Raw genomic sequence first — 22,937 nt, 5'->3', positions numbered from 1 at the left:
AAACTCTAACAACTTATAAGTTCACACACTGACAAGGAGTCCACCGTGAAGTACCTAGGAGCCCATGTGAGCGCCGCTGGCGGCGCAGACCAAGCCGTGCAGCGAGCAGTGGAAATCGGTGCGGATGCGTTTGCGCTATTCACCAAAAATCAGCGTCAATGGAAAGGTAAACCGCTCACCGATGAGGCGATTCAAGCCTTTCGCGATGCCTGTGCCGAGCACAACTTTTCTGCAGAGCAGATTTTGCCCCACGACAGCTATCTGATTAATCTGGGTCACCCCGAGCAGGAAGGGCTGCGCAAATCCCGCGATGCGTTTCTGGATGAGATGCAGCGCTGCGAGCAGTTGGGGCTGACGCTGCTTAATTTTCACCCTGGCAGCCATTTGAACAAAATCAGCGAAAGCGACTGCTTAAAGCGTATTGCAGAATCCGTTAACGAAGCGCTAACGCATACCCAAGGCGTTACCGCAGTCATTGAAAATACCGCTGGCCAAGGCACTAACCTAGGTTGGCGCTTCGAGCATTTGGCCGAGATCATTGCCCACGTGGACGATAAAACTCGCGTGGGGGTGTGTATTGACACCTGCCACGCCTTTGCGGCGGGCTATGATCTACGCACGACAGAGGCCACCCAAGCAACGCTTGATGAGCTAGACAGCGTGGTCGGCTTTGAGTATCTGCGCGGTATGCATTTAAACGATGCCAAAAGCAACCTTGCCAGCCGCGTGGATCGCCACCATAGCCTGGGCAAAGGCAATATTGGCCTACCTGCCTTTACCACCATCATGCAGGAACCACGGATTAACGGCATTCCAATGATACTGGAGACCATCGAACCCGAGATATGGGCCGATGAAATAGCTTGGCTACGCGCTCAAGCCTCCTGAAGTGGATACAAAGAGTCAGCCTACGATTCAGCGGTTTTTGCACGCCCGGTAATGCTTGCCTACGCTTAAACTCCTTTACCCAAGCCCCAGCCTACGTAAGGAGTGTGCAATGAGCGATACCGATCTTGGCAGTTTAGATGCCCAGACCCTAGCTCACTTGTTTGCAAGCCGAGAGGCCTCCCCGCTAGAAGCGACTCGTGTCGCTCTTGATCGAATCGAGCGCTTCAACCCAGACGTTAACGCCTATGTGTATGTAGATGCTGAAGGTGCGGAATCGGCGGCCAAAGCCTCGGCGCGGCGCTGGGGGCAAGGCAAGCCGCTAAGCCCCATCGACGGGGTGCCGGTATCGCTTAAAGACCTGACCCAAGTGGCAGGCATGCCCTGCCGAGAAGGCTCGTTAACCTCTTCTGAAGCGCTATGTGACACCGATGCGCCACCCGCACGCATGCTGCGTGAAGCAGGCGCCGTCATTTTAGGTAAAACCAACACGCCCGAATTTGGCTGGAAAGCCGTGACCGATAACCGTGTCTTCGGTGCCACGGCTAACCCCTGGGATACTCGGTTAACCCCCGGCGGTTCTTCCGGCGGGGCCGCCGCTGCTGCGGCACTCAATATGGGGGTACTGCACCAGGGCGGCGACTCCGGCGGATCCATACGTATCCCCGCGGCGTTCACCGGTGTTTTTGGCTTCAAACCCACATTTGGCTGGACGCCCCAATGGCCTCCAGCTAAAGAACCCAGCCTATCGCACCTGGGGCCGTTAACGCGCACCGTGCGGGATGCGGTTAGCATGCTCAATGTGATGGGCCGTTACGACTACCGTGACCCTTACGCCACCCGCGGGCAGCCCGAGTGCTGGGGGATGGATTTGGATAAAGGTTTAACCGGACTACGGATTGGCTACTCGGCTGATCTTGGCTACGCCAAGGTAGATCCACAGGTTGCCGAACGCGTGCGAGAAGCAGCCGGCAGACTGGAGGCGTTGGGCGCTGAAATCGTCGAAGTGCATCCCGGCTTTTCGTCACCGCTGGATACCTTCCGTAAGCTGTGGTTTACCGCCTCTTTAGAGCAGTGGTCACAAATGGATGATCACCAGCGTACGCTGCTAGATTCAGGCATGGTGGCCAATGCCCGTGAGGCCGAACCCTGGAAAGCCGTTGAACTGTTTCGTGCCTTGGCAGATCGTGCGGAGTTAACCCAGCTCCTGGAGCACTTTAACCAAGAGTATCATCTACTGATGACCCCCTCGGTGGCGATACCGCCGTTTGAAATTAACCAGGAAGTTCCCCTCAGCAGCGATATGCGGGACTGGGAAGAGTGGGCGCCCTTTAGCTATCCTTTTAACCTTAGCCAGCAGCCCGCCGCGTCAGTGCCCTGTGGTTTTACCGATAACGGTTTACCGGTGGGTTTTCAGCTTGCGGGTGGCAAGTATGATGATGTGCGGGTACTGCGTGCCTGCCACGCCTACATGGAAGCGCACCCGCCGCGCTTTCCCAGCGTACCCAACCCTCCCCAGTATGCTTAACACTTGCACGACATGAAAAAAACCAGCCAAGCGTGACACATGGCTGGGTTTTAGCGATCAATAGCGAACGTTACATAGCTGAGAGTTTCTCTTGGTCTAACACGCCCGACATACGCACCATGGCCAACGCTTCATCCAAGCTGCTCACCTCCTCGATCATGACCAACTCGCTCTCTAAGCTCACCGGCTGACCAGCTGTTTCAGAGAGCAATTTTTCCAGGGAAGCCACATCCATAGCGTCGTCTAAGTGGTGAACATCTACTGAGGCGCTGTTGCGGCCCGGCAGATAGATGGTGCCATTAGAGAAATCCACGGCGTAGGCAATCACTCCGGGTACAATAAAAAACAGCAAACCGACCCCATTGGCGACAGCAATAACCGGATCAATATCACCGCTCAATTGCCCTTTACGTTCAGGGTGAAAAAGCGTACCACAACCACTCAATGACACGATGGAAACGCCAACCACGGCGCCAGTCAACCAGCGACGAACTGCTTGATGCATGAAGGTTCCCTCAAATACAAAAGTAACGATAGTCGATATAGCGTATTGCGCTTGCGTTTTTGCCGACTATCGCGCCACAAAACTCGATCAGTTTAGCACAGCCATCCAAAAGCATAGATCATTTGAACATAAGCACTATTTTGCCGCTTTAACCGCTAGACCGTACAATGTCCCCATTCAACGCTTCCAAGCACTTTTTCAAGAACCCAGCTTTCAAGAACCAGGTTTTCAACAACCCTGTTTTCAAAAACCTAAGGAATGCTCACGCCCATGCGCGCCAGCCAATTACTGATTGCCACTCTCAAAGAAACCCCGGCTGACGCCGAAGTCATTAGCCACCAGCTAATGCTCCGTGCCGGGATGATTCGCCGTTTAACCTCAGGGCTATACACCTGGCTGCCACTTGGCCTGCGCACCCTGCGTAAAGTGGAAGCCATTGTGCGCGAAGAGATGAACCGTGCCGGTGCTCAAGAGGTACTGATGCCCGCCGTGCAGCCCGCTGAGCTTTGGCAGGAGTCTGGCCGTTGGGAGCAGTATGGCCCCGAGCTGTTACGCCTGAAAGATCGCCACGACCGCGACTACTGCGTCGGCCCGACCCACGAAGAAGTGATCACCGACCTGGTGCGCAAAGAGATTGCCAGCTATAAACAGCTGCCGGTCAATTTCTATCAGATTCAGACCAAGTTCCGTGACGAGATTCGCCCACGCTTTGGGGTAATGCGCTCCCGCGAGTTCATCATGAAGGATGCTTACTCCTTCCATCTGGATGAAGCCTCGCTGAAGCAGACCTACCAGGATATGTATGATGCTTACACACGCATTTTCACGCGGCTGGGCCTCGACTTTCGCCCGGTAATTGCCGACAACGGCTCTATCGGCGGCACCGGCTCCCATGAATTCCACGTACTGGCCGACTCGGGCGAAGACGATATCGTATTCTCCAACGCCTCCGAGTACGCCGCAAACATGGAAAAGGCCGAAGCCTTGCCTGCCCCGGTGGGCAGCGATATACAGCGCGAAGCACCTACCCAAGAGATGCATCTGGTAGACACACCTAATGCCAAGACCATCGCCGCCCTGGTTGAGCAGTTTGATCTGCCGATCGAGAAAACGGTCAAGACCCTGATCGTACATGCCGCTGAAGGTGGCCTGATTGCCCTATTGGTGCGCGGTGATCATGAGCTGAACGAGGTAAAAGCAGAGAACCTTCCGCAAGTGGCGGCCCCGCTGACCATGGGCAGCGAAGAGGAAATTCGCGCAGCAGTTGGTGCAGGCTTTGGCTCGCTTGGCCCGGTTAACCTTGATATGCCCATTATTGCCGACCGCAGCGTTGCCCTGATGAGCGACTTTGGCGCGGGTGCCAATATTGAAGGCAAACACTATTTCGGCATTAACTGGGAGCGTGATGCTGCCCTTCCCGAGGTGGCCGACCTACGCAATGTGGTGGAAGGCGACCCTTCTCCCGACGGTCAAGGCACGCTCTCTATCAAGCGCGGCATCGAGGTTGGCCACGTCTTCCAGCTTGGCCAAAAGTACTCCCAGGCCATGAACGCCAACGTACTGGGCGACAACGGCAAAACCAGCCATCCTTGGATGGGTTGCTATGGCATCGGCGTGACCCGAGTGGTCGCCGCGGCCATTGAGCAGAACCACGATGAATCCGGCATTATCTGGCCTAACGCTATTGCGCCCTTCCAGGTGGCACTGGTGCCGATGAATGCACACAAAGCCCAGCGTGTTCGCGAAGAGTCTGAACGTCTTTACCAAGCGCTCACCGCCGCTGGCTTAGACGTCTTGCTGGATGACCGAGACACCCGGCCCGGCGTTAAATTTGCCGACTTGGAGCTGATGGGCGTTCCTCACCGCCTGGTAATCGGCGACCGCGGCCTGGACAACGGCGAACTGGAATATAAAGGACGTCGGGATAGCGAAGCCACCATGGTGCCTGCGGATCAAATCATCGACTTTTTGCGTGAGAAAGCTAGCTAAGACAGTAACGCTGAGCGCCGCTGGGCTTGTAGAGACAAGCCCAGCGGCGTGAACGTATGGGCACGCCGCTAGCGCGTTTTATTGGTGATAACGTGCAGCGCCAGACGCAGCCTGGGAGAAACCTGGTACCCAGAGCGCGTCATGTATGCCTGGCGGGACACTTGGCGCCAGCCAGCATTGCGTTAAGCACTATCCTGCCAATCTAATCGGTAAAAGCTAACGTGGTCACTGGTGCGAGTGCCACAGCACCTCATAAAACAAAAGCAAAGTTAAGGATAAATCCACAAGAGTTGGCTTACCGTTAAGCCAAAGGCATGACTTTCTTGCATAATCCATCCACTATTAGGCTTAACACTTTGCCAGCTTAATGCGGGATGCCAATCTGAATGCCAACACAACAACGTAGCCCTTTTAGTGGCTTTTTCAGCGTATTTACTGCCCCGTTTTTTGTAGTGGCAATCACATCCCTACTTGTCTCCACCGCTAATGCTGCCCAGGTAACGGTGCGTAGTGTTGAAGGTCAACTGCTTGAGGACGCAGTGGTTGAGGTCTATTACGACACCTCAGCAGGAAATCCACCCCAACAAGAGAGTATCTACCAGCGCGATGCCGCCTTTCATCCCAAGGTGCTAACCGTACCGACCGGCAGCTATGTGGCATTTCCTAACCAAGATACGACTCGCCATCACGTCTACTCTTTTTCACCGGCCAAAACCTTTGATTTAAATCTCTACCTGCAAGAAACCCCACCACCAGTTCAATTCGACCGAGCGGGCATTGTCGTCTTGGGGTGCAATATTCACGACCATATGCAGGCCTTTATTGTCGTTAGCGACGCTCCCTATATGGCCACAACGGCTGCCGAAGGCACGCTTTTGCTGCCTACTCTGCCGCCAGGTGAGCATCGTGTGCGGATTTGGCACCCTCAACTTGATGACAGCCAACAAGTCTGGTGGGAAGGCGTCATCACCGATACCGACCAATTAAACGTCAGCTTGAAACTCAATGCGCTGCCACCCCCAGCGCCAACACTCTCCCCACTTCAGCAGCGATTTAAAGATGCCACCTAAGCCCCTATCAGTGTTCAGGAGATCGCGATCCGCCACTTAGTGAGGTTGCTATGCGCTTTAGAACGCGCCTGATGCTCGTGCTACTGACAGTGGTGATTGTCTCGCAACTCGCCACCGGGGTGGCGTTTCTTCGTGCGACCCAAAACGACGTCATTGCAAAAGGCTCCCAACGTTTAGAAGTGGGTGCCAATGTATTGGAACAACTGCTGGACGCACGCGGTGAGCAGTTAGCTAATAACGTCGCCATTCTTGCCGATGACTTCGGTTTTAAAAGCGCCGTTTCCACCCAGGACACCGATACGCTCTACTCCGTATTGGCCAACCATGGTGATCGAGCCAAGGCGGATATCGTGTTACTCAGCGGCCTGGATGGGCGTATTTTGGCAAGCAGCCATCACGCGCAAAATAGCCCAATGCCTTTCCCGCAGTTGTTCGATCGAGCCAGCCAAGAAGGCGAAGCTGTTAGCGTCGTCATCGCCGAAGGGCAGCCGTACGAGTTTGCCCTGCTGCCAGTGCGTGCCCCCAACCTGATTGGCTGGGTGGGTATGGGCTTTTTAATCAATGAAGCGGTCACGGAAGAGATTAATGTATTAACCGGGTTGGACATCAGCGTAGTCAACTATCGCGACAACGGCGAGATCAGCTACCTTGCCAGTTCTCATCCCGAGCAGCTGGCCCTGGAATTAATGAGCGGGCGTGACGATGAGCTAATCGAAGGTGAATATGCCTTACACAGCCAGATGACGCCGGATGCCGAGTACCTGACCTACGCGTCTCAGCTCTATTCCGATGACGTCAACCAGACCTATGCGTTGTTACAACTCTCACGCAACGAGCTGCTTGGCGCTTACCGCTCGCTGCAGTGGCAACTGCTGGGAATCATTGCTTTGATCCTGCTGTTTACCGTGCTGATTGCGATGTGGAGCGCCCGGAGTATGAGCAAACCGTTAATGGAGTTGGCGAAGGCGGCACAGCGCATTGGGCGCGGAGAGCGTTTCACTGAGTTACCGATCGGTACTGAGCGCAGCGAAACCGGGCTTTTAGCGTCGATGCTACTGGCCATGCAGGAGGGTATCGCTCAGCGTGAGTCCACTCTTCATCATCAGTCCCGTCACGACTTACTTACCGACCTGCCCAATCGCATCAGCGCCCAGGAAGATATCAGCCTTTTGATCAAACGCGGCGAGCCGTTTACCCTTCTGCGCCTGGCGATTAACAACTTTCGCGACATTAATGACACCTTCGGCTACGCGCTGGGGGATCACGTGCTGGTCACCCTGGCCAAACGCTTGCAGCACTTTGATGGCTCGGAGAGCACAGCCTACCGGATTGATGGTGATGAGCTGCTACTACTCGTCAAGCAGTCAAGAAGCGACTTTGCCTGGCGTACCCGACTGTTCACTACGCTGCATCACCCTATCGATCTTGATAAATCACCCATCACACCCTCACTTTCAGCAGGGGAAACCAACTACCCCGACCATGGCGACAGCCCACAATTGTTGCTGCGGCGATCCGATATAGCGCTGGATATGGCACGCCGTCACCGGCACCACCACCAACGCTACCTGGAGGGTCAGGATGAGCACCATTTGCGCCAGCTCACCCTGATTCGCGATCTACAGGATGCGGTGGGCAACGGTGAACTGTGGATGGCCTACCAGCCCAAAGTAGACACCCGTAACGGCCGTGTCGATCAGTGCGAAGCGTTGATGCGCTGGCGTCACCCGTCGTTAGGTTTTGTGCCACCCGATGAGTTTATTAGCTTGGCCGAGCGTTCGGGAAGCATCAGCATGCTTAGCCACTGGATGTTAGCCAATGTCTGCGCTCAACTGCATGCTTGGCAGCAGCATGGTTACCACTTATCGGTAGCAGTTAATCTCTCCGCCAGTGATGTGGTGGATCGCCAATTAGCTGCTTATTTGGCTAGCCTGCTTGAGCGCTATCGTCTTGCCCCTGCCCGCCTGAGTATCGAAGTCACTGAAAGTGCCGTTATGCAGGACGTTGATGCCGCCATGGCCACGTTGATGGAGCTCAACCAACTAGGGCTGCGTATCGCGATTGACGATTACGGCACCGGCTACTCTTCCCTAGCGCAAATCAAACGCTTGCCCGTGGATGAACTCAAGATCGATAAATCGTTCGTGTTGGCCATTGATTCCCAAAAAGATGACTTGACGATTGTCAGCTCGACCATCGAAATGGGCCACAGCTTAGGACTGCGCTTAGTGGCCGAAGGCGTCGAGAATCGCGCCAGCGCCGAGCTGTTAAGCAAGCTTGGCTGTGACTTTTTACAGGGCTATTGGATTGCTAAACCAATGCCAGCTGATGAACTCCCCGCCTGGTTGGATAATTTTACGCCGCTCTCCTTGCCCCACCCGATGTCTTCCTTACTAAAGGCGTTCCAGAGAAAGCCATGATGTTATTTCAATCTATATTTTCACCATCCAGTTCACCCTTTCGGCACTTTTTTTTCAGCTGCCTTGCGGTCTGTTTAGCGCTTGCGGCCATGCCCTCCTATGCCGGTAGCCGTATTGTAAGTACGGGCGGAGTGAGTGCTATTGAAGGGGCCGCGGGGGGTGGCTTATCGCCTTGGGCAGTGCTGGCCAGCACCGCCAGCGAACAGGAAATCGGCGTCACTGCCGCCGCTACCCGTGCCTGGGTGGACGATTATCGGCTAACAGTGACCGGCGCAAGCCTGAATGTTTATGACCGTATTGAAGTCTCAGTGGCGCGTCAAACGCTTGATCTAGACACCCTGGGTGGCGAGCTAGGCCAGGATATTTACGGTGCTAAGGTGCGCTTGCTCGGTGATGTGCTCTATCACCCTTGGGGCATTTGGAGTGTTGGGATGCAACATAAACGACTGGTTGATGGCACCATTCCCACCGCCCTCGGTGCCGATAAAACAAGCGGTACCGATATGTATCTTAGCGCCAGCAAGTTGCTGTTTAGCGCTGTTGCCGGGCGCAATATGCTATTCAACGCCACCCTGCGCAATACCAATGCCAACCAGGGCGGTCTGCTTGGCTTTGGCGGCGATCAGAGTAGCCGCTCGTGGATGGCCGAGGGGAGCGTGGGCGTTTTTATTACCCCGCAATGGGTTGTCGGTGCAGAGTATCGCCAGAAACCCGATAACCTAAGCGTAGTTAAAGAGGATGATTGGCAAAGTCTCTACAGTGCCTACTTCTTCAATAAGCACTTATCACTCACGGGCGCGTGGTTGAACTTAGGCGACATTGCCGGCCTACCTTCCCAACGCGGCGGCTATCTTTCACTTCAGGCAGCTTTCTAAGCGGGGCGCTATGAGCTTTCCACACAAATACAAGCGGACACACCGTGGTTTAATAACGGTTATTTTTGCAACAATCGCAATTACGCTCGCAGGCTGCACTCATCAGTCAGCCACTCAATCAACAACGCTTTACGAACGGCTTGGCGGTCAGGGCACTATCGACACGGTGGTCGAGAATCTCTTATACCGAATTGCGGATGATCCCGAAGTAGTGGTGTTTTTTGCTAACACCAATATCGATTTATTTGCTGAATCCCTGGCCAGCCAGCTATGCGATGTAAGCGATGGCCCCTGCCACTATGAAGGCCCGCCGATGGATCGTGCTCATCAACATATGGGGCTAACAGATGCACATTTTAATCGCTTGGTGGAACATCTCGATGCGGCTATGCAGGCGGAGGGTATTGCCCTTGGCGCACGTAATGAACTGCTGGGCAGACTCGCCCCTATGTACACAGACGTTATGCGTCTTCAGTAACCTGCCAACCGTCACGGCCCATCGCTTTTACCCGGTAGAGTGCTTTGTCGGCGGCTTCGTAAGCGTAGGGAAACGTTGCTTCATCGGCTACAAAACAGCTCCCGCCAACGCTTAACGTCACGCCTTTTTTATCCGGATGGGCAGAGTGGGCAAAACCAGCTTCCCGCAGCCCTTCAATTAGCTGACGGCAGTAACGCTTCAGCGTGTCGGTGTTCGGGCAGTGAAGTAGTGCCGCGAACTCATCGCCTCCCAAGCGGTAGAGCTGCGCTTCATCATTCAGCGTTTCACCAATCAATGTGGCCAATTGGCGCAAAAGGGTATCGCCTTGCGGATGCCCGTAGGCATCGTTGTACTGTTTAAAAAAGTCTATATCGACCAGAATCAGCCCCAGCGACTGGTGCTGCTGCACCAACACATCCTGATGCAAAGCGCTGCGATTACCGATCCCGGTGAGCGGGTCGCGCATGGCGCGTTTCATCCACTCGAAGGTCTCTTGAGTGGCGCGATCAGTGCGTCTTAGCTGGCGCTCATGGAGCCACCAAAACGCCAAGCCCATCACAAAGATCAATAAACTGGAGTAGGTCAGCACCTGACTATGCTGACGGGTGCTTTCGGAAAAATCGTTAATCGCTGCGCCCCGACGATCAAGCTGATCCATCTCAATATGGGTTAAGCATTGAATCGGTGCGAACAACGCCATCGCCGCAGCGATACGGTCAATGCCCCGCGCCGCGAGCAGCGCCACCAGCCGATCCAACTCCTTCAAACTAGGCTCAACGCAGGTATATTCACGCCGATAAATGTGCACATCGGCTAAGCCGTAGGCCAGGTCAATATCCAAGGCTGCGGCATCCAGCGCATCTTGCTCTGCCTGGTCACTCAATAGCTCGGATTGGGCATTTTGTAGGTAGACCCGTGCCCGAGTAGAAAGCTGCTGACCTGTAAGGCTCCCCGTCTGGCTGAAATAAGCCTGTATTTCGGGGTATACCCAGCGCGATTCATAAACAATCAACACCATAAGTGCCAAAAAGCTCATCAAGCTCAATGATAACCACGTAAAATAGCGGTGCTGGCGAGCTAAAGGCCGGGGACGAACTGTGGGCTGCGCGACGGGCCTAGTTTTGGATGTCACCACTTCGCCTCTATGCTACGAATCATCCAGATCCAGTCATTGAACTCACGCAGGTTTTCTACGTCGCGATCACCCTTGCCCTGATTATTGTAGTCACGCTCTACCAGCCGCACAGGGCCTCGCGTACGGATGGTGAGCGGATCGCCATCCTCAGAGCTAATCAGGTACCAGTTAGGGTCGTCCCACCCTTCTAAGGTAACCTCGTAGTCGTCCCAAGCGGTAAAGTGAAGCGCCGGGGGCACTTCGCCAAACTGTTCAATCAGAAAGGTGCGAAACTCGACGCCCTGCATCTCCACATCGCGCCCTTGATAGGGGTCATAGAGTGTAAACGTCGTATCAGACATGTCGTGCAAGTCACTTAAAGCGACCTTTTGAGTGACATCGCCGTTGATCATATTTACTGCCTGGGCAAAGGCAGTCGCGGGAAGTATTATGCCCACGACAATTAACGCGCACGCTAACCGATCACGTACACGACCCCACGGGCTGTGGTGTAAGGCAACTGCGTTCATGACAAAGCATCCTAGTGTAGTCATTGCTTCAATGGACTTTACCAGAGCACGCCTTGCATTGCTCATTAACGCACGCTATGCGATTGCAACTTTTCAGCACATTTCAGGCAAAAAAAAGCCAGCCCATGGTGGGCTGGCAACAGGAGGTTTACTGCGATAGCAAACCCCCTCCCCTGACAAGGTTTACACGAGGTGGGAAAGCTACTTTTTACGCTCATCTTTACGTAGATGATCACGAATCACGAAGCCCACCCACCCCAGCATAAAAACGATCACTAACGCGACGGTCACTAAGCCGAAAATAACTGTGTCATCCCAATACATGGTGAATCCCCCCGCCGTGATGTATGCGTTCATACTAGCCACTCAACGGCAGAAGAATGCTGACCTAGATCAAGTTACGGCAGGCGGGGGTAAGCGGTTAAACAGGAAATTGATACTGGTCAATTTTTGGGTGCTATTAACCTACAGCACCTTGCGGTCTTCGACTTTACTGTGTTCGGTACCTGGTGGTAACGGATGGCCTTTAGCTAATTCTGCACGGGTAGCTTCGCGTACGTCTAAAATGGTGACTTTATAGTTCAGCGTGCGCCCGGCCAGGGGGTGATTGGTATCGACGGTGACGCGGTCGCCATCGACTTTGAGTACCGTAACAATTTGCGGCCCGGCTTCGCCCTCAGTTTGAAAGCGGCTGCCCGGTTCCAACTCAGCGTTACCAAAAGAGCCACGGCTGACTTCTTGCACCAAATCTTCGTTACGCACACCGTAGGCATCCGCGGGCATTAGTTGAACGCTGAGCTCGGCACCAACGGTTTGACCTGCTAGTGCACTCTCCAACCCTGGCACGATATTGTCGTGGCCATGCAAATACTCTAGCGGCTTATTGCGCGCCTGGGAGTCATCCAATACCTGCTTGCTGCCATCGTTGAGCACGTCGCTGAGGACATAGTGCAAGGTAACTACCTGATGCGCCGTAATCGACATGGAAAACTCCTCTCCGGTAAGCTGTCGGTTTTGTGATAGAACTTCGCGATAGAACTTTGTGATAGCACTTTGCGATAAATACACTGCCTCAGTTTATCACTTGGCCGTTGCCAGCGTCTTTCCACCAGGAGTAGCGTTTAATGTTAAACCCCACCCCCCAGCGCACTTGGCTTGCTGCGCTGGCTATTTATTGTCGTGCCCCCGTTATTACCATGCTGTTTTTGGGGTTTTCTGCAGGCCTACCCTTTTTATTAGTGTTTTCAACACTCTCCGCCTGGCTGCGTAGCGACGGCGTGGAGGTAGCGGCAATTGGCTTTTTTGCCTGGATTGGCATGCTCTACTCGATCAAGTTTTTCTGGGCGCCGGTGGTAGACCGGTTAGCGCTCCCGATTTTGACCCGCGCCTTCGGCCAACGCCGCGGCTGGATGCTGTTAGCCCAGGGGTTGATCGTTGCGGGGTTAGTGGGGCTGGCCGGTTTGAGCCCGGTGGGTAATCTCGGCTGGGTGGCCCTCTTTGCACTGCTGGTGGCGTTTGGCTCAGCGACGCAGGATATCGCTATCGATGCCTATCGCATTGAGTCCGCCGATGACGATGTTCAGGCCGCCATGGCCTCGACCTATATTATTGGCTATCGCGGTGGCTTACTTGCCGCCGGTGCCGGCGCACTGTATATCGCGGCCTCTGCCTCTTGGGATGTGGCCTACATGAGCATGGCGGCGCTAATGGGCATTGGCGTTCTCACCGTGCTGCTGCGCCCTGAACCGAAGCGCGCTTCGCTTTCTATTCAACTTATCCATGAGCCTAAGGTACGGGCGTTTATTCGCGCCAGCCGCGGTAAGCCCAAACTGTTACGCCGCCTGGGTGCCTGGAGCATTGGTGCACTGGTCTGTCCGTTTACCGACTTTTTTCGCCGCTATGGAGTGAAAGCGCTGTGGATTTTGGTGTTTATTGCCGTATTTAGAATCAGCGATTTGGCCATGGCCTCCATGGCCAACCCGCTGTATATCGACCTGGGCTTCTCGCTGGCAGAGATTGCTAACGTGACCAATATATTCGGCATTGCGATGAGCATTACCGGTGGAATTCTAGGCGGGCTATGCGTGGCGCGCTACGGCATTGGCCCGCTGCTGATCTTCGGCGCGGGGTTGGTGATGGTAACTAACCTGCTGTTTGCCGTGCTTGCCGTGGTGGGTAATCAGTTGCCCATGCTGGTGGTGACGATTATCGGCGATAACCTTGCCAATGGCTTAGCCAGTGCGGTGTTTATCGCCTTTCTTTCCAGTCTCACATCACGCGCCTATACTGCAACGCAGTACGCGCTGTTCTCATCACTAATGACGCTGCCAGGAAAGTTTTTGAGCGGTTTTGGTGGGCTGGTCGTAACCTCTCAGGGCTACCCAAGCTTCTTTGTCATCGCAACGTTATTGGGCCTTCCCGCCATTATCTTGGCAATTTGGATCAGCCGAGACAAGCAGTTAGTACCTACCCCCAAGCCTGCTTAAGCAGGCTTGAAGGTTTAGGCTAGCGGTGTGCTTCGAGCCAGTCCAAGGCCCCTGGCGTAGTCCGCCACTGATCGCGCATCAAGGTGCGGTACTGCCACGCTTCCGCCCGGGAGCCGGGGTCAACTTGACCATCGGGGTGAGGCATGGAAGGCCGCGGGCTCTCTGCACAAATTAGCTCTAACGCGTAACGGTTATGGCCAAGCACATCGCCTAGCGCCGCTTCTGCCGCCTCACGCTGCTCTAACCGATAGAGTGCCAGGGCTTTACCCATCAAAAGCCCCAGTACCAGCGAGCCGTCGTCGTCACTCTCTTCCGCAAGTGCCAACGCTTCCTCGTTGCGATCATCGCGCAGCAGCTGGTCAAGTACCAGCTCGCGCAGGCCCAAGCTATCCTCCTGGTCGATCAGCAGTAGCTCCTCGGCGAGCTCCCTGGAGTGCTGTCGCGCCCCGCGCTCCATGCCAACCACCAACGCTAACCCCGTGCGTAGCAGCATGGCGTTGTTGGCATCGTCCCAGCAAAGGTTGCCGTCGCCTTCGGCGCGGGCTTGTTCCAACCACCTTGAGAGGCGCAGCGCCAATGGTTCCAGCAGGCTTGGGGCCATCCACGGCAGGCTGCCAAAGCGGCTGGTGAGCGCCAACGTTAAGTCTTGCACTACCTGTGGGGCGTCCAGCCACTCGGGATGTGCACAGAGTGCCGACATCCACTCAATGGCGTTGCCCCAGGGGTCATCTCGGAAGCCCAACGCTACGTCTTCATCCACCAACACCTGAAACTGCTCATGCCAAGCGGCAAACAGAGTCTCTTCACGAGCACTGGTGTTATATAGCAATCGCCCACTTTCAGGGTCGGCGCTTACATCGATTTTGGGGGCAGTGGGCAGCGCGGCCAGCAATGCCTGAAGCGCTACCAGCGGCGTTGCCAGATCCTCTTCCGCACTCAGCAACTGATCGGCAAGCGTCGCACCGGGGTTATCCGCCAACGCGGCTAAAAAATCCAGCTGATCTTCATCCAGGTCACCCTGGCGAACCAGGCGACGATACCAGAAATTGGCGCGCTCTTTGGCTTCCTGTTCGTGCCCTTCATGCAGCAACAGCATGGCTTCGATGTAGGCCAAGGTAGGCGAATCGGGCAGCGCCTGCTGAGCCTTCACAAAGGCACCGCGGGCACTATCCAGGTCATCGTTATCCAAGTGCATCAGGCATAAACGCTCAAGAGCCACGCCGCGCAAAAACAGCGGCCCCCGCTCCATCACATCATCAAGTAGGTCAGCACGTTTACGGCTAAAACCGCGCTCTTGATAAATATCCAGCAGGATTTCAAAGGCAGGCTCGGCCTGCTCAGGCAGCCGTGACCAGTCACTACCATCGAAGAGTGATTCAAGGATTTGCATAGCGCGGCCCGTCTGACCGCTTTCAGCAGCAATCAACCCGGCTTCCAGTAGCGCTTGAGCCGGAGCCTGTCGGCTATCCAACGCGGCTTTCAGGGTCGCGCCCTTCCATTCGCGCAGCGAGAGCATCCACATCATCTGATCGGGGATCTCAGTGGGAAACTCGATCTGATAGCAACACTGCTTGAATTTGCGCCCTGAGTCACACCAGCACGGTTCATTACGCCCCGGCGTGGCGAGGGGCTCACAGGCAAAGTCGAGCCGCTCTAGCGGTGTTTGCGACCACAGCACTGGTGCCAGCGCTTGGGCCATGGACACATCGCCTTCAAATGAATCCGCGCCTTTGGCACGCACCCAGGTCATAAAATCCGGATAGTGTTCTTGTTGCCTGATTGCCGAGAGTGCCCCGGAGGCGAATCCCAGCAGCTGATCGACCCATACCGCCAGCATTGCCGTCTCCATGTTGTGACAGGATAGCTTGTTAAACGATGTCGTGTTCAACGATATCGAATTAAACAATGACCTGTTTAAAAGCGGCATAGTTTAGCATGAAGGCCGACATGGTCGCAGTGGCAATCGGTTGATCATTAATAGGCTCGATGTAATAGCGGAAGCGTGCGCTCGTGCATATTCAGTCGCGCGCCCAAACGCACTAAATTCCAATAGTGACCGTTCAGCGCCCGGGAAAGCAGCAGCGTTTCTGCGGGAGGCTGTAGGCGATCCATCGCCGCCCACACTTTAGGAGTTAGCTCGCGCAGGCGACGGTGCACCCGCACATCGCTGAAATCCTGCTCGCCCGGCTCAAACAGTGGCGCGATACATTCAGCGGATTCACGATAGAGCGCCAGCGGCGCGCCCTGCCCCTGGCGGCCACCCATTTGCATCAAGGCTTCGTCCATCCCCATGGGGTCATGCTTCAAGGTGGCATCCAACAGTTGCATCATCGCCTTTATGCGCGCATCGGGGACCGCAATTACCGCGCCCAAATCGTAAATCACCAGCCGCCCTTGGGCATCGGCTGCGAAATTACCCGCATGGGGGTCGGCATGTAGTTCGCCGTAGGTAAACAGCTCTTGGGTAATCCAGTCTGCTAATGTCTCGGCAATGCCCTGGCGCGTCTCGTCATCTGCCTCGGCTAATTCGCGCAATGGCGCTCCTTCCACGTAGCGCATCGCCAGCACATGAGGGCCGGAGAGCGCTGGCAAAGGCTCGGGAATCACTAGCCGTGGATCATCCTTATAGCGCTCACGGTAACGGGCCAACGCAGCAGCTTCGGCGTGATAATCCAGTTCCCCACGCAGGCTTTCAGCAAGCTCTTCAAATAGGGCATCCAAACGCGCCTGGGGTACTTTGAACCAGCGGCCTAAACGCATAATGCGTCGCACCTGGATTAAATCGCTCTCCAAAACATCAGCAAGGCCGGGGTACTGCACCTTAAGCACGACCGTTTCGCCCTCATGAGTGGTCGCGCGGTGAACCTGCCCCATGGAGGCGCTGGCAAAGGGGCGCTCCTCGACTTCGCTGAAATAGTGGTCAATGTCGCCGTACTGCTGAACCAGCGCTTCATGAATACGTGGCCAGGGCATCGGTTCGGCCTGGCGCTGCAGGCGGGCAAGCTCCTCGGCAAGATCGGGCGGTAGCAGATCGTCCCACTGGGACATAATTTGGGCAAGCTTCATGGCCGGGCCTTTAAGCTCTGAAAGCCCCTCAAACAGCGCTTCGCCCAGGGCTCGCCAATCCGCTTGGCCACCTAAACGGGTTTTCAGCAGCGCTCCACCAGTGCGTGCACCCAACCCCATTAAACGTCGTGTTCTACCTCGATCACGCATTGATGATGCCCCTTAAATACCAGCCCTGACCATCAAATAGATTGCTATCAAACAGATTGCTAGCCAACAAAACTATTTGTACATAATTTATACAACTTAACAGTATCAGCAATTTATCGCATCACTACATTGACCTGCCCCCTCTGGCGCCAATGCTGGCCAGCGTCTGCTACCATAGGCGCCATCAAAGGATACGATGAAGGCTTCGCTGCTATGCGCCTGATAATTGCCGAAAAACCCAGCCTCGCCCAAGCCATTGCCGAGGCGTTACCGGGCACTAGCAAACGCCAGGAGGGCGCGGTGCTATGTGGCGACACCACGGTCACTTGGTGCCTAGGGCACTTATTAGAGCAAGCGCCACCGGAAGCCTATGACCCCGCTGACAAGCAGTGGCGGCTGGATCGGCTCCCTATCGTGCCGCAGCAGTGGAAGCTGATGCCACGCCCCAAGGCGCGTGGGCAGCTCGCGGTGATTCGCAAGCTGATCAAACAAGCCACCGATGTGGTTCACGCGGGTGACCCTGACCGCGAAGGTCAGCTGCTGGTGCAGGAAGTGATCGAGTACATGAAGTACCGTGGCCCGGTACAACGGCTGCTGATCAGCGACCTTAATAAACCTGCAGTGAGCCGGGCGCTTGCCAAGCTACGCTCCAACGCCGATTACCAGCCGCTGTTTCAGGCAGCCCAGGCCCGCTCTCGCGCCGACTGGCTGTATGGCATTAACCTAACCCGTGCCTGGACACTCACCGGCCGACAAGCGGGGCACGACGGTGTGCTTTCTGTCGGCCGTGTGCAAACCCCGGTACTGGGATTAATCGTGCGCCGCGATAACGCCATCCGTGATTTTGTGCCTCATCCGTTTTATCCACTATGGGTGGATCTCAAGGTTGCCCAAGGTCAACTGCGCGCCTGGTGGGCGCCCAAAGAGCACCAACCCCTTGACGATCAAGGCCGTTTGATTGACCGCAGGCCCGCCGATGCCCTGGCGGCTCAGTTACCCGGCGCATCAGGGCAACTCACCAAGCTCGACCAGCAGGAGAAACGCCAGGCACCGCCACTGCCCTACTCGCTCTCTGCTCTTCAGGTAGACGCCGCCCGCCGCCACGGGCTCTCTGCGCAGATGGTGCTGGATATTTGCCAGCGGCTCTACGAGCGCCACAAGTTGATCACCTACCCCCGTTCAGACTGCCGCTACCTACCCGAGGAGCATCTTCAGCTTGCTCAGCGCAGCCTCACCAGTGCCTGCCAGAACGATGAAGCGCTTCAGCAGTGGCTGAATGGAGCAGACTTTACCCTGCGCTCCAAGGCGTGGAACGATAAGCAGGTCGGTGCCCACCACGCAATCGCACCGACCGGAAAACCCGCTGATTTCAGCCAGCTCTCCGCTACCGAAGGCCATGTGTTTCGGTTGATCGTGCGCAACGTGATGGCGCAGTTCTACCGTCCTCTGCGCACCTTCGAAGTCAAAGCCGAATTTACGCTGCTTAATGAAGCCTTCCGCGCCCGCGGGCAAAGCATTCTCGACCCCGGCTGGAAACCGCTATTCACTACTCGGGATGAAACACCACCGCTGCCGCCGCTGACCCAAGGCGAGCCCTGCCAGGCGCTGGGAGCAGGCGTAGAGGAGAAGGAAACCCGCCCACCGGAACCATTCACTGATGCCAGCCTGATCAAGGCCATGATGAACATTGGCCGCTACGTGGACGACCCGGAAGTGCGCCGTACGCTTCGCGACACCGATGGCCTGGGCACCGAAGCCACCCGGGCGGGCATTATCGAAACCCTGGTACAGCGCGGCTACCTGGTACGCCAGCAAAAAGCCCTGCGTGCCACCAAACTGGGTAGCGCCCTAATCGCCGCCCTGCCCAGCGCGGTAAGCACGCCGGAGCGCACCGCATTATGGGAGCAGCGCCTGCGCGCAATTTCCGAACAGCAGGACGACCCTGGCGCGTTTCAGCAAGCGCTGTTGGATGATTTACGCGGCCTGCTCACCCACAGTGACGCTGCCAAGCTCAGGCAGAGCCTGCAAACCGCCCAGGGTGAGGCCGGTGGCCCGCCGAAACGCACGGGTAAGCCGAGAAAGAGCTATGCAAGAAGGAAAAGCCCCAGTGGGAGAAAGAAGGCTTCCAACAAATAACAATTATACCGTCTGGATGTAGTTCCCTGATTATAAAAAGGCGAGGCCTTACCAGAGGATTTAACTCTCTGTTCATTCACGCCCTCTAGTTTTTGCATTCGGCTCCCATCAAATATCGGTATTGTCTTCGTCATCGCCCAAGGACGAAGACTTTTTGTTGCTGATTGAACCGGAAAAGAAAGGCACTACGTAGAGGACTACCCAGGCCAGCAGCGTACACAGAACCGCCGTCTGCTCGCGTCCCAGGCCGACGGCTATGCCAATTGCCGCCGTCAACCAAACCCCTGCCGCCGTGGTAAGCCCTGACGTGCCTTTTTCATCTTTTCGGGTGATGATGGTGCCAGCACAAAGAAAACCGATGCCAGCAATAACGCCTTGGATGACCCGGCTCATTTCCGCATCAGAGATACCCGTTTGCTGAGGTATAAATATAAACAAAGCCGCCCCCATACAGACCAGCATATGGGTGCGTATTCCAGCGGCCTTGCCTCTCTGCTCTCGCTCGAGCCCCAATAGACCGCCTAGTACAGCCGCCAACAGCAAGCGAATCACAACAATGATGAATTCACTCAGGTCATTAAAATCCGAAAACTCGGATATTATAGTATTAATAATTACTTCCATCGTTTCGTTCCTTGATTGCCAGAGCGACGGCTCTTAAATACTATGAGTTGAATTCAGGGGAAACAGCATTTCTCACCTGCAGTAGGACGAGCATCAGCTCGGAGATACACTTTAGAAGCTCCTTGAACAACAGCGAAGCTTCGAAGGTCATCCAGCAGCGTGGCCTGTTAACCAAGTCAGTAAGGTGGATGGGTAGCTTGCCTATAAGATAACGGTATAAAAGTCCTCCACTATCAATTCATCAACGTACACAACCCACCCGGCACCGCCAAAACCCAATCACTGATCGCTTGAATGGTTGGGTCATGCCGTCGGCTTTCTGGGTAGACCAGAAAGAACGGTTTGCCCTCGAATTCTGGGCCAAAGGGCTGTACCAAGCGTCCTTCTTCCAACTCATCCTGAATCAACTGGCGGCTCATCAGCGCTACCCCCTGCTCCCCAACGGCAGCCGAGATAGCGTGGGTCTCATCAGAAAAGACCAGCCCGGCACTCACGTCCAGCCCAGGTACCTTTGCCTCTTTCTGCCACGTCGCCCAATCCAGTGGTGATGATATGGCCCCCTGGCTGCTGAAGTGAATCAATGGGTGCAACGGTAGCTGTTCTACCTCGTGTAGACCAAGGCGTGGGCTACAAGTCGGGATAAAGGTGTTATCAAACAGCTTTTCCGCGACCAACCCTGGCCAACGGCCATCGCCATAGCGAATGGCAATGTCTGCCGTTACCCCATCCAGAGGAACCGACTCATGCGAAGCATGAATACGCAGATCTATATCTGGATGGGAGTCGCGCAACATACACACCCAGGGCAGCAACCAGCGCACCGCAACCGCTGGCGTTGTAGAGAGCGTAACGGTTTGGCGAACAGGTACAGCACTCAACCGCTCGACAACATGACTAATGCTATCAAACGCAGTCTCCAGAACCTGCAGTAGCTCACGGCCCTGAGGTGTCAGCGCCAACTGTCGGGGTTTACGTAAAAATAGGGTAACGCCTAGCGCCTCTTCAAGACCCCGAACCTGATGGCTAATGGCAGTGGCAGTCACCGACAGCTCCTGCGCGGCCTGCTTGGCGCTTTCATGGCGGGCAGCGGCTTCGAAAGCTCGGAGTGCTGAAAGCGAAGGTAATCGGCGATGGTTCATGAATGAGCTTCACTCATCTATAGCTGCAAGAAAAGATCGTTTGTTCAGGCTGAAAGGCACAGCCTAAGCTAAGCCTGTTGTTAATCATAGATGAGTTTAACTCAGATTAGGAGGCCACCATGACACACATCCTGCATATAGACGCTAGCGCCCGCCCCGGCATTGCTGGCACAGATAACCACGGTTCGCATAGCCGCCATTTGACTTATCAGTTTGTCAGCCAGTGGCAATCAGGCCGGCCGCAAGACACGGTTACCTATCGCGATATAGGTCAAAACCCGCCGTCGATTATTAGCCACGACTGGATTGCGTCTGCCTTCGCTCCCGAAGAGCACCGAGAATCCTGGATGAAGAACGCACTAACAGAGAGTGACCAGCTGATTGATGAGTTAATTGCTGCTGATATTGTGGTAATCGGAACGCCGCTTTACAACTTCGGGATGCCTGCCGCCCTCAAGGCGTGGGTCGACCAAGTAGTACGGCCCGGTCGAACGGTAGAGTTCGATGACACCAACCCGATAGACCCTTACATACCCAAGCTCACAGACCGAAAAAGGCATGCCGTTGTGCTCACCGCTAGAGGCGGCGTAAATATGGCGCCAGGTGAAGAAATGGCCCATATGAACCACCTTGAGCCACACTTGGCCACAGCACTGGCATTTATCGGCATCACTCGCGTTCACTACATCGCGATCGAAGGACAGGAAGTGGGCGGCGAGGTATTGGCCAAATCGGTTGCTGCCGCGATACAGAAAGTTGAAACGCTTGTTGAAGAGTTGCAGGTAGCGTTGGAAAGCACGCCATCACCTCAACCGGCCTAAATTATAATTAATGGTCTTTCATCGTAAATACGCTGAAGTATAAGGAGCGGCTATCGCTACCCAAGGATGTCCGCTCCTTTATGCCCTTCTGGTACACCTTGAACTAATAGCACATCGCCCTCTGTATTCCGGGTACGCAATGGGCGGATCGCTTTATAAGCAGCCGAGTCATACCAACCTTGCGCATGCTCCATGGAAGGAAATTCAATCACCACCATATCCCCTGTCCACCCTCCCTCAAGCGGAATGTATGGCCCACCATGCACGAGGTATTTGCCCGAGAACGGCGCGAGGGTTGCATCAATGCCTTCTAAATATTGTTTAATTTCAGGATCGAATCGGGTTTCGCGGATAAGAGCAACGGCGTAGGCAGGCATTATCATCATCCTCCATTTCAACGAAAAGAGACACCCGCCCCCAGCACTTCAAAAGTAAAAATAGCATCACGTAGCCTATCTTGCACTGGCAGCCAACCGTGCACCCAACGCGACGAAAAGTGCTCCAAGGGATCTATCCATCCATAAACCAACGCGTGGTTTTCTCTTTAAGTAAGCACCCAACTTAGCACCAGCCAGAACCAAAGGGGGCTCTATTACGGCAGCAACTGCAATAATAAGGCTGCCATGCAATAAAAGCTGTGCCTCGGCTGGGCCAGAGCCTTCCACGATAAATTGCGGCAGGAAAGCCAGAAAGAAGATAGCGACTTTGGGGTTTAGCGCAGATACCAGCATGCCCTGCCAATAAACAGCGGAGAGGTTCTTGTTACCCGGCTTTTCTGCAGCGACAAGCTGATCCCCTTGAGACAGCAACATTTTAATACCGAGCCATATCAGGTAGGCGGCCCCTACCCATTTAACAATCGAAAACGCCAATGCAGAGGTGGCTAAAATAGCCGAAAGACCAACTGCAGCCATTACTACATGGAGCGCCGCTCCTGTCCAAATCCCAAACATAGCGGCAAACCCTTGTCGTCGCCCGCTACGTAATGTTTGCCCCAGTATGTAGGCAATATCTGGCCCCGGCGATAGGTTCAAAAGCACGGCCGCTGATAAAAAAGTCATCCAGTGCAGCAATGTATACTCAAACATAAGCGCTCTCTTGTATTTTTCCGTTGCCAAGCT

General features: G+C 55.1%; 21 protein-coding genes. 10 read left to right on the top strand and 11 right to left on the bottom strand.

Annotated elements, in window-relative coordinates; genetic code table 11:
• Positions 1-45 precede the first annotated feature (45 nt).
• Positions 46-888 (top strand): deoxyribonuclease IV, encoded by an 843-nt coding sequence (gene nfo / locus YERSI8AC_RS10510; protein WP_009286506.1) that lies wholly within the window; start codon positions 46-48, stop codon positions 886-888.
• Positions 889-997: 109 nt separating this feature from the next.
• The gene (locus YERSI8AC_RS10505) at positions 998-2,413 is read left to right on the top strand and encodes an amidase (protein WP_159176717.1); all 1,416 of its coding nucleotides are present in this window, start codon (positions 998-1,000) and stop codon (positions 2,411-2,413) included.
• 70 nt (positions 2,414-2,483) lie between these two features.
• Here YERSI8AC_RS10505 and YERSI8AC_RS10500 read toward each other — a convergent pair whose 3' ends face one another.
• On the bottom strand, positions 2,484-2,918 hold the full coding sequence (locus tag YERSI8AC_RS10500) for a hypothetical protein (RefSeq protein ID WP_009286505.1): 435 nt from the start codon (positions 2,916-2,918) through the stop codon (positions 2,484-2,486).
• A gap of 270 nt (positions 2,919-3,188) precedes the next feature.
• Between YERSI8AC_RS10500 and YERSI8AC_RS10495 the strand changes: the two genes are divergently transcribed.
• The 5 genes from YERSI8AC_RS10495 to YERSI8AC_RS10475 all read left to right on the top strand — a co-directional run bounded on the left by YERSI8AC_RS10495 (position 3,189) and on the right by YERSI8AC_RS10475 (position 9,750).
• Positions 3,189-4,907, top strand: a complete 1,719-nt coding sequence (locus tag YERSI8AC_RS10495; protein ID WP_159176716.1) for a proline--tRNA ligase — start codon at positions 3,189-3,191, stop codon at positions 4,905-4,907.
• 386 nt (positions 4,908-5,293) lie between these two features.
• Complete coding sequence (locus tag YERSI8AC_RS10490; protein WP_138800290.1) at positions 5,294-5,977, top strand: Cupredoxin; 684 nt, start codon at positions 5,294-5,296, stop codon at positions 5,975-5,977.
• 50 nt (positions 5,978-6,027) lie between these two features.
• Positions 6,028-8,397: a bifunctional diguanylate cyclase/phosphodiesterase gene (locus YERSI8AC_RS10485; protein ID WP_159176715.1), complete on the top strand. Its 2,370-nt coding sequence runs from the start codon at positions 6,028-6,030 to the stop codon at positions 8,395-8,397.
• 89 nt (positions 8,398-8,486) lie between these two features.
• The gene (locus YERSI8AC_RS10480; RefSeq protein WP_230805234.1) at positions 8,487-9,272 is read left to right on the top strand and encodes a DUF3034 family protein; all 786 of its coding nucleotides are present in this window, start codon (positions 8,487-8,489) and stop codon (positions 9,270-9,272) included.
• 10 nt (positions 9,273-9,282) lie between these two features.
• Positions 9,283-9,750 (top strand): group I truncated hemoglobin, encoded by a 468-nt coding sequence (locus tag YERSI8AC_RS10475; protein WP_022523725.1) that lies wholly within the window; start codon positions 9,283-9,285, stop codon positions 9,748-9,750.
• Here YERSI8AC_RS10475 and YERSI8AC_RS10470 read toward each other — a convergent pair.
• The 4 genes from YERSI8AC_RS10470 to YERSI8AC_RS10455 form a co-directional block, all read right to left on the bottom strand.
• Positions 9,734-10,786 carry a GGDEF domain-containing protein gene (locus YERSI8AC_RS10470; protein ID WP_171051138.1) on the bottom strand — a complete coding sequence of 351 codons (1,053 nt, stop codon included), beginning with the start codon at positions 10,784-10,786 and terminating at the stop codon, positions 9,734-9,736. The genes YERSI8AC_RS10475 and YERSI8AC_RS10470 overlap by 17 nt on opposite strands.
• A gap of 92 nt (positions 10,787-10,878) precedes the next feature.
• Complete coding sequence (locus YERSI8AC_RS10465; protein WP_022523727.1) at positions 10,879-11,394, bottom strand: hypothetical protein; 516 nt, start codon at positions 11,392-11,394, stop codon at positions 10,879-10,881.
• 201 nt (positions 11,395-11,595) lie between these two features.
• Positions 11,596-11,751 carry a cytochrome c oxidase subunit CcoM gene (gene ccoM, locus YERSI8AC_RS10460; RefSeq protein WP_022523728.1) on the bottom strand — a complete coding sequence of 52 codons (156 nt, stop codon included), beginning with the start codon at positions 11,749-11,751 and terminating at the stop codon, positions 11,596-11,598.
• Between the two features lie 108 nt (positions 11,752-11,859).
• On the bottom strand, positions 11,860-12,378 hold the full coding sequence (locus tag YERSI8AC_RS10455) for an FKBP-type peptidyl-prolyl cis-trans isomerase (RefSeq protein WP_022523729.1): 519 nt from the start codon (positions 12,376-12,378) through the stop codon (positions 11,860-11,862).
• Between the two features lie 140 nt (positions 12,379-12,518).
• On the opposite strand from YERSI8AC_RS10455, the gene YERSI8AC_RS10450 reads away from it, so the two are divergent.
• Complete coding sequence (locus tag YERSI8AC_RS10450) at positions 12,519-13,880, top strand: AmpG family muropeptide MFS transporter (protein WP_009286498.1); 1,362 nt, start codon at positions 12,519-12,521, stop codon at positions 13,878-13,880.
• Between the two features lie 19 nt (positions 13,881-13,899).
• Here the strand turns inward: YERSI8AC_RS10450 and YERSI8AC_RS10445 are convergent, their stop codons facing one another.
• A complete protein-coding gene (locus YERSI8AC_RS10445) occupies positions 13,900-15,717 on the bottom strand; it encodes an SEC-C domain-containing protein (protein ID WP_022523731.1) in 1,818 nt (605 codons plus the stop codon).
• Positions 15,718-15,854: 137 nt separating this feature from the next.
• Positions 15,855-17,096: an ABC1 kinase family protein gene (locus tag YERSI8AC_RS10440; protein WP_159176714.1), complete on the bottom strand. Its 1,242-nt coding sequence runs from the start codon at positions 17,094-17,096 to the stop codon at positions 15,855-15,857.
• Positions 17,097-17,309: 213 nt separating this feature from the next.
• Between YERSI8AC_RS10440 and YERSI8AC_RS10435 the strand changes: the two genes are divergently transcribed.
• Positions 17,310-19,232 carry a DNA topoisomerase III gene (locus tag YERSI8AC_RS10435; RefSeq protein WP_022523733.1) on the top strand — a complete coding sequence of 641 codons (1,923 nt, stop codon included), beginning with the start codon at positions 17,310-17,312 and terminating at the stop codon, positions 19,230-19,232.
• 108 nt (positions 19,233-19,340) lie between these two features.
• On the opposite strand, the gene YERSI8AC_RS10430 is transcribed toward YERSI8AC_RS10435, so the two are convergent.
• Positions 19,341-19,856 carry an MgtC/SapB family protein gene (locus YERSI8AC_RS10430; protein WP_022523734.1) on the bottom strand — a complete coding sequence of 172 codons (516 nt, stop codon included), beginning with the start codon at positions 19,854-19,856 and terminating at the stop codon, positions 19,341-19,343.
• A 233-nt stretch (positions 19,857-20,089) separates the two neighbouring features.
• On the bottom strand, positions 20,090-20,995 hold the full coding sequence (locus YERSI8AC_RS10425; protein WP_027959213.1) for a LysR substrate-binding domain-containing protein: 906 nt from the start codon (positions 20,993-20,995) through the stop codon (positions 20,090-20,092).
• A gap of 119 nt (positions 20,996-21,114) precedes the next feature.
• Between YERSI8AC_RS10425 and YERSI8AC_RS10420 the strand changes: the two genes are divergently transcribed.
• Positions 21,115-21,816, top strand: a complete 702-nt coding sequence (locus YERSI8AC_RS10420; protein WP_159176713.1) for an FMN-dependent NADH-azoreductase — start codon at positions 21,115-21,117, stop codon at positions 21,814-21,816.
• 56 nt (positions 21,817-21,872) lie between these two features.
• On the opposite strand, the gene YERSI8AC_RS10415 is transcribed toward YERSI8AC_RS10420, so the two are convergent.
• Together YERSI8AC_RS10415 and YERSI8AC_RS10410 are read right to left on the bottom strand one after the other, a co-directional pair.
• Positions 21,873-22,193 carry a DUF1330 domain-containing protein gene (locus YERSI8AC_RS10415; protein ID WP_141441187.1) on the bottom strand — a complete coding sequence of 107 codons (321 nt, stop codon included), beginning with the start codon at positions 22,191-22,193 and terminating at the stop codon, positions 21,873-21,875.
• A 75-nt stretch (positions 22,194-22,268) separates the two neighbouring features.
• A complete protein-coding gene (locus YERSI8AC_RS10410) occupies positions 22,269-22,904 on the bottom strand; it encodes a LysE family translocator (RefSeq protein WP_159176712.1) in 636 nt (211 codons plus the stop codon).
• Positions 22,905-22,937 lie beyond the last annotated feature (33 nt).

It is taken from the genome of Halomonas sp. 113 (genome assembly GCF_904067645.1).
Classification (GTDB): Bacteria; Pseudomonadota; Gammaproteobacteria; order Pseudomonadales; family Halomonadaceae; genus Vreelandella; species Vreelandella titanicae.
This window is presented reverse-complemented; position numbering and strand designations above follow the sequence as displayed.

Excerpts from the sequence above, each read along its gene's own strand:
- YERSI8AC_RS10495 (WP_159176716.1), top strand. The coding sequence starts at position 3,189 with ATGCGCGCCAGCCAATTACTGATTGCCACTCTCAAAGAAACCCCGGCT.
- YERSI8AC_RS10500 (WP_009286505.1), bottom strand. The coding sequence starts at position 2,918 with ATGCATCAAGCAGTTCGTCGCTGGTTGACTGGCGCCGTGGTTGGCGTT.
- YERSI8AC_RS10465 (WP_022523727.1), bottom strand. The coding sequence starts at position 11,394 with ATGAACGCAGTTGCCTTACACCACAGCCCGTGGGGTCGTGTACGTGAT.
- YERSI8AC_RS10440 (WP_159176714.1), bottom strand. The coding sequence starts at position 17,096 with ATGCGTGATCGAGGTAGAACACGACGTTTAATGGGGTTGGGTGCACGC.
- YERSI8AC_RS10430 (WP_022523734.1), bottom strand. The coding sequence starts at position 19,856 with ATGGAAGTAATTATTAATACTATAATATCCGAGTTTTCGGATTTTAAT.
- YERSI8AC_RS10455 (WP_022523729.1), bottom strand. The coding sequence starts at position 12,378 with ATGTCGATTACGGCGCATCAGGTAGTTACCTTGCACTATGTCCTCAGC.
- YERSI8AC_RS10485 (WP_159176715.1), top strand. The coding sequence starts at position 6,028 with ATGCGCTTTAGAACGCGCCTGATGCTCGTGCTACTGACAGTGGTGATT.
- YERSI8AC_RS10450 (WP_009286498.1), top strand. The coding sequence starts at position 12,519 with ATGTTAAACCCCACCCCCCAGCGCACTTGGCTTGCTGCGCTGGCTATT.
- YERSI8AC_RS10475 (WP_022523725.1), top strand. The coding sequence starts at position 9,283 with ATGAGCTTTCCACACAAATACAAGCGGACACACCGTGGTTTAATAACG.
- YERSI8AC_RS10505 (WP_159176717.1), top strand. The coding sequence starts at position 998 with ATGAGCGATACCGATCTTGGCAGTTTAGATGCCCAGACCCTAGCTCAC.
- YERSI8AC_RS10410 (WP_159176712.1), bottom strand. The coding sequence starts at position 22,904 with ATGTTTGAGTATACATTGCTGCACTGGATGACTTTTTTATCAGCGGCC.
- YERSI8AC_RS10490 (WP_138800290.1), top strand. The coding sequence starts at position 5,294 with ATGCCAACACAACAACGTAGCCCTTTTAGTGGCTTTTTCAGCGTATTT.
- YERSI8AC_RS10435 (WP_022523733.1), top strand. The coding sequence starts at position 17,310 with ATGCGCCTGATAATTGCCGAAAAACCCAGCCTCGCCCAAGCCATTGCC.
- YERSI8AC_RS10445 (WP_022523731.1), bottom strand. The coding sequence starts at position 15,717 with ATGCTGGCGGTATGGGTCGATCAGCTGCTGGGATTCGCCTCCGGGGCA.
- YERSI8AC_RS10480 (WP_230805234.1), top strand. The coding sequence starts at position 8,487 with ATGCCCTCCTATGCCGGTAGCCGTATTGTAAGTACGGGCGGAGTGAGT.
- ccoM (WP_022523728.1), bottom strand. The coding sequence starts at position 11,751 with ATGAACGCATACATCACGGCGGGGGGATTCACCATGTATTGGGATGAC.
- YERSI8AC_RS10415 (WP_141441187.1), bottom strand. The coding sequence starts at position 22,193 with ATGCCTGCCTACGCCGTTGCTCTTATCCGCGAAACCCGATTCGATCCT.
- YERSI8AC_RS10425 (WP_027959213.1), bottom strand. The coding sequence starts at position 20,995 with ATGAACCATCGCCGATTACCTTCGCTTTCAGCACTCCGAGCTTTCGAA.
- YERSI8AC_RS10470 (WP_171051138.1), bottom strand. The coding sequence starts at position 10,786 with ATGAGCTTTTTGGCACTTATGGTGTTGATTGTTTATGAATCGCGCTGG.
- YERSI8AC_RS10420 (WP_159176713.1), top strand. The coding sequence starts at position 21,115 with ATGACACACATCCTGCATATAGACGCTAGCGCCCGCCCCGGCATTGCT.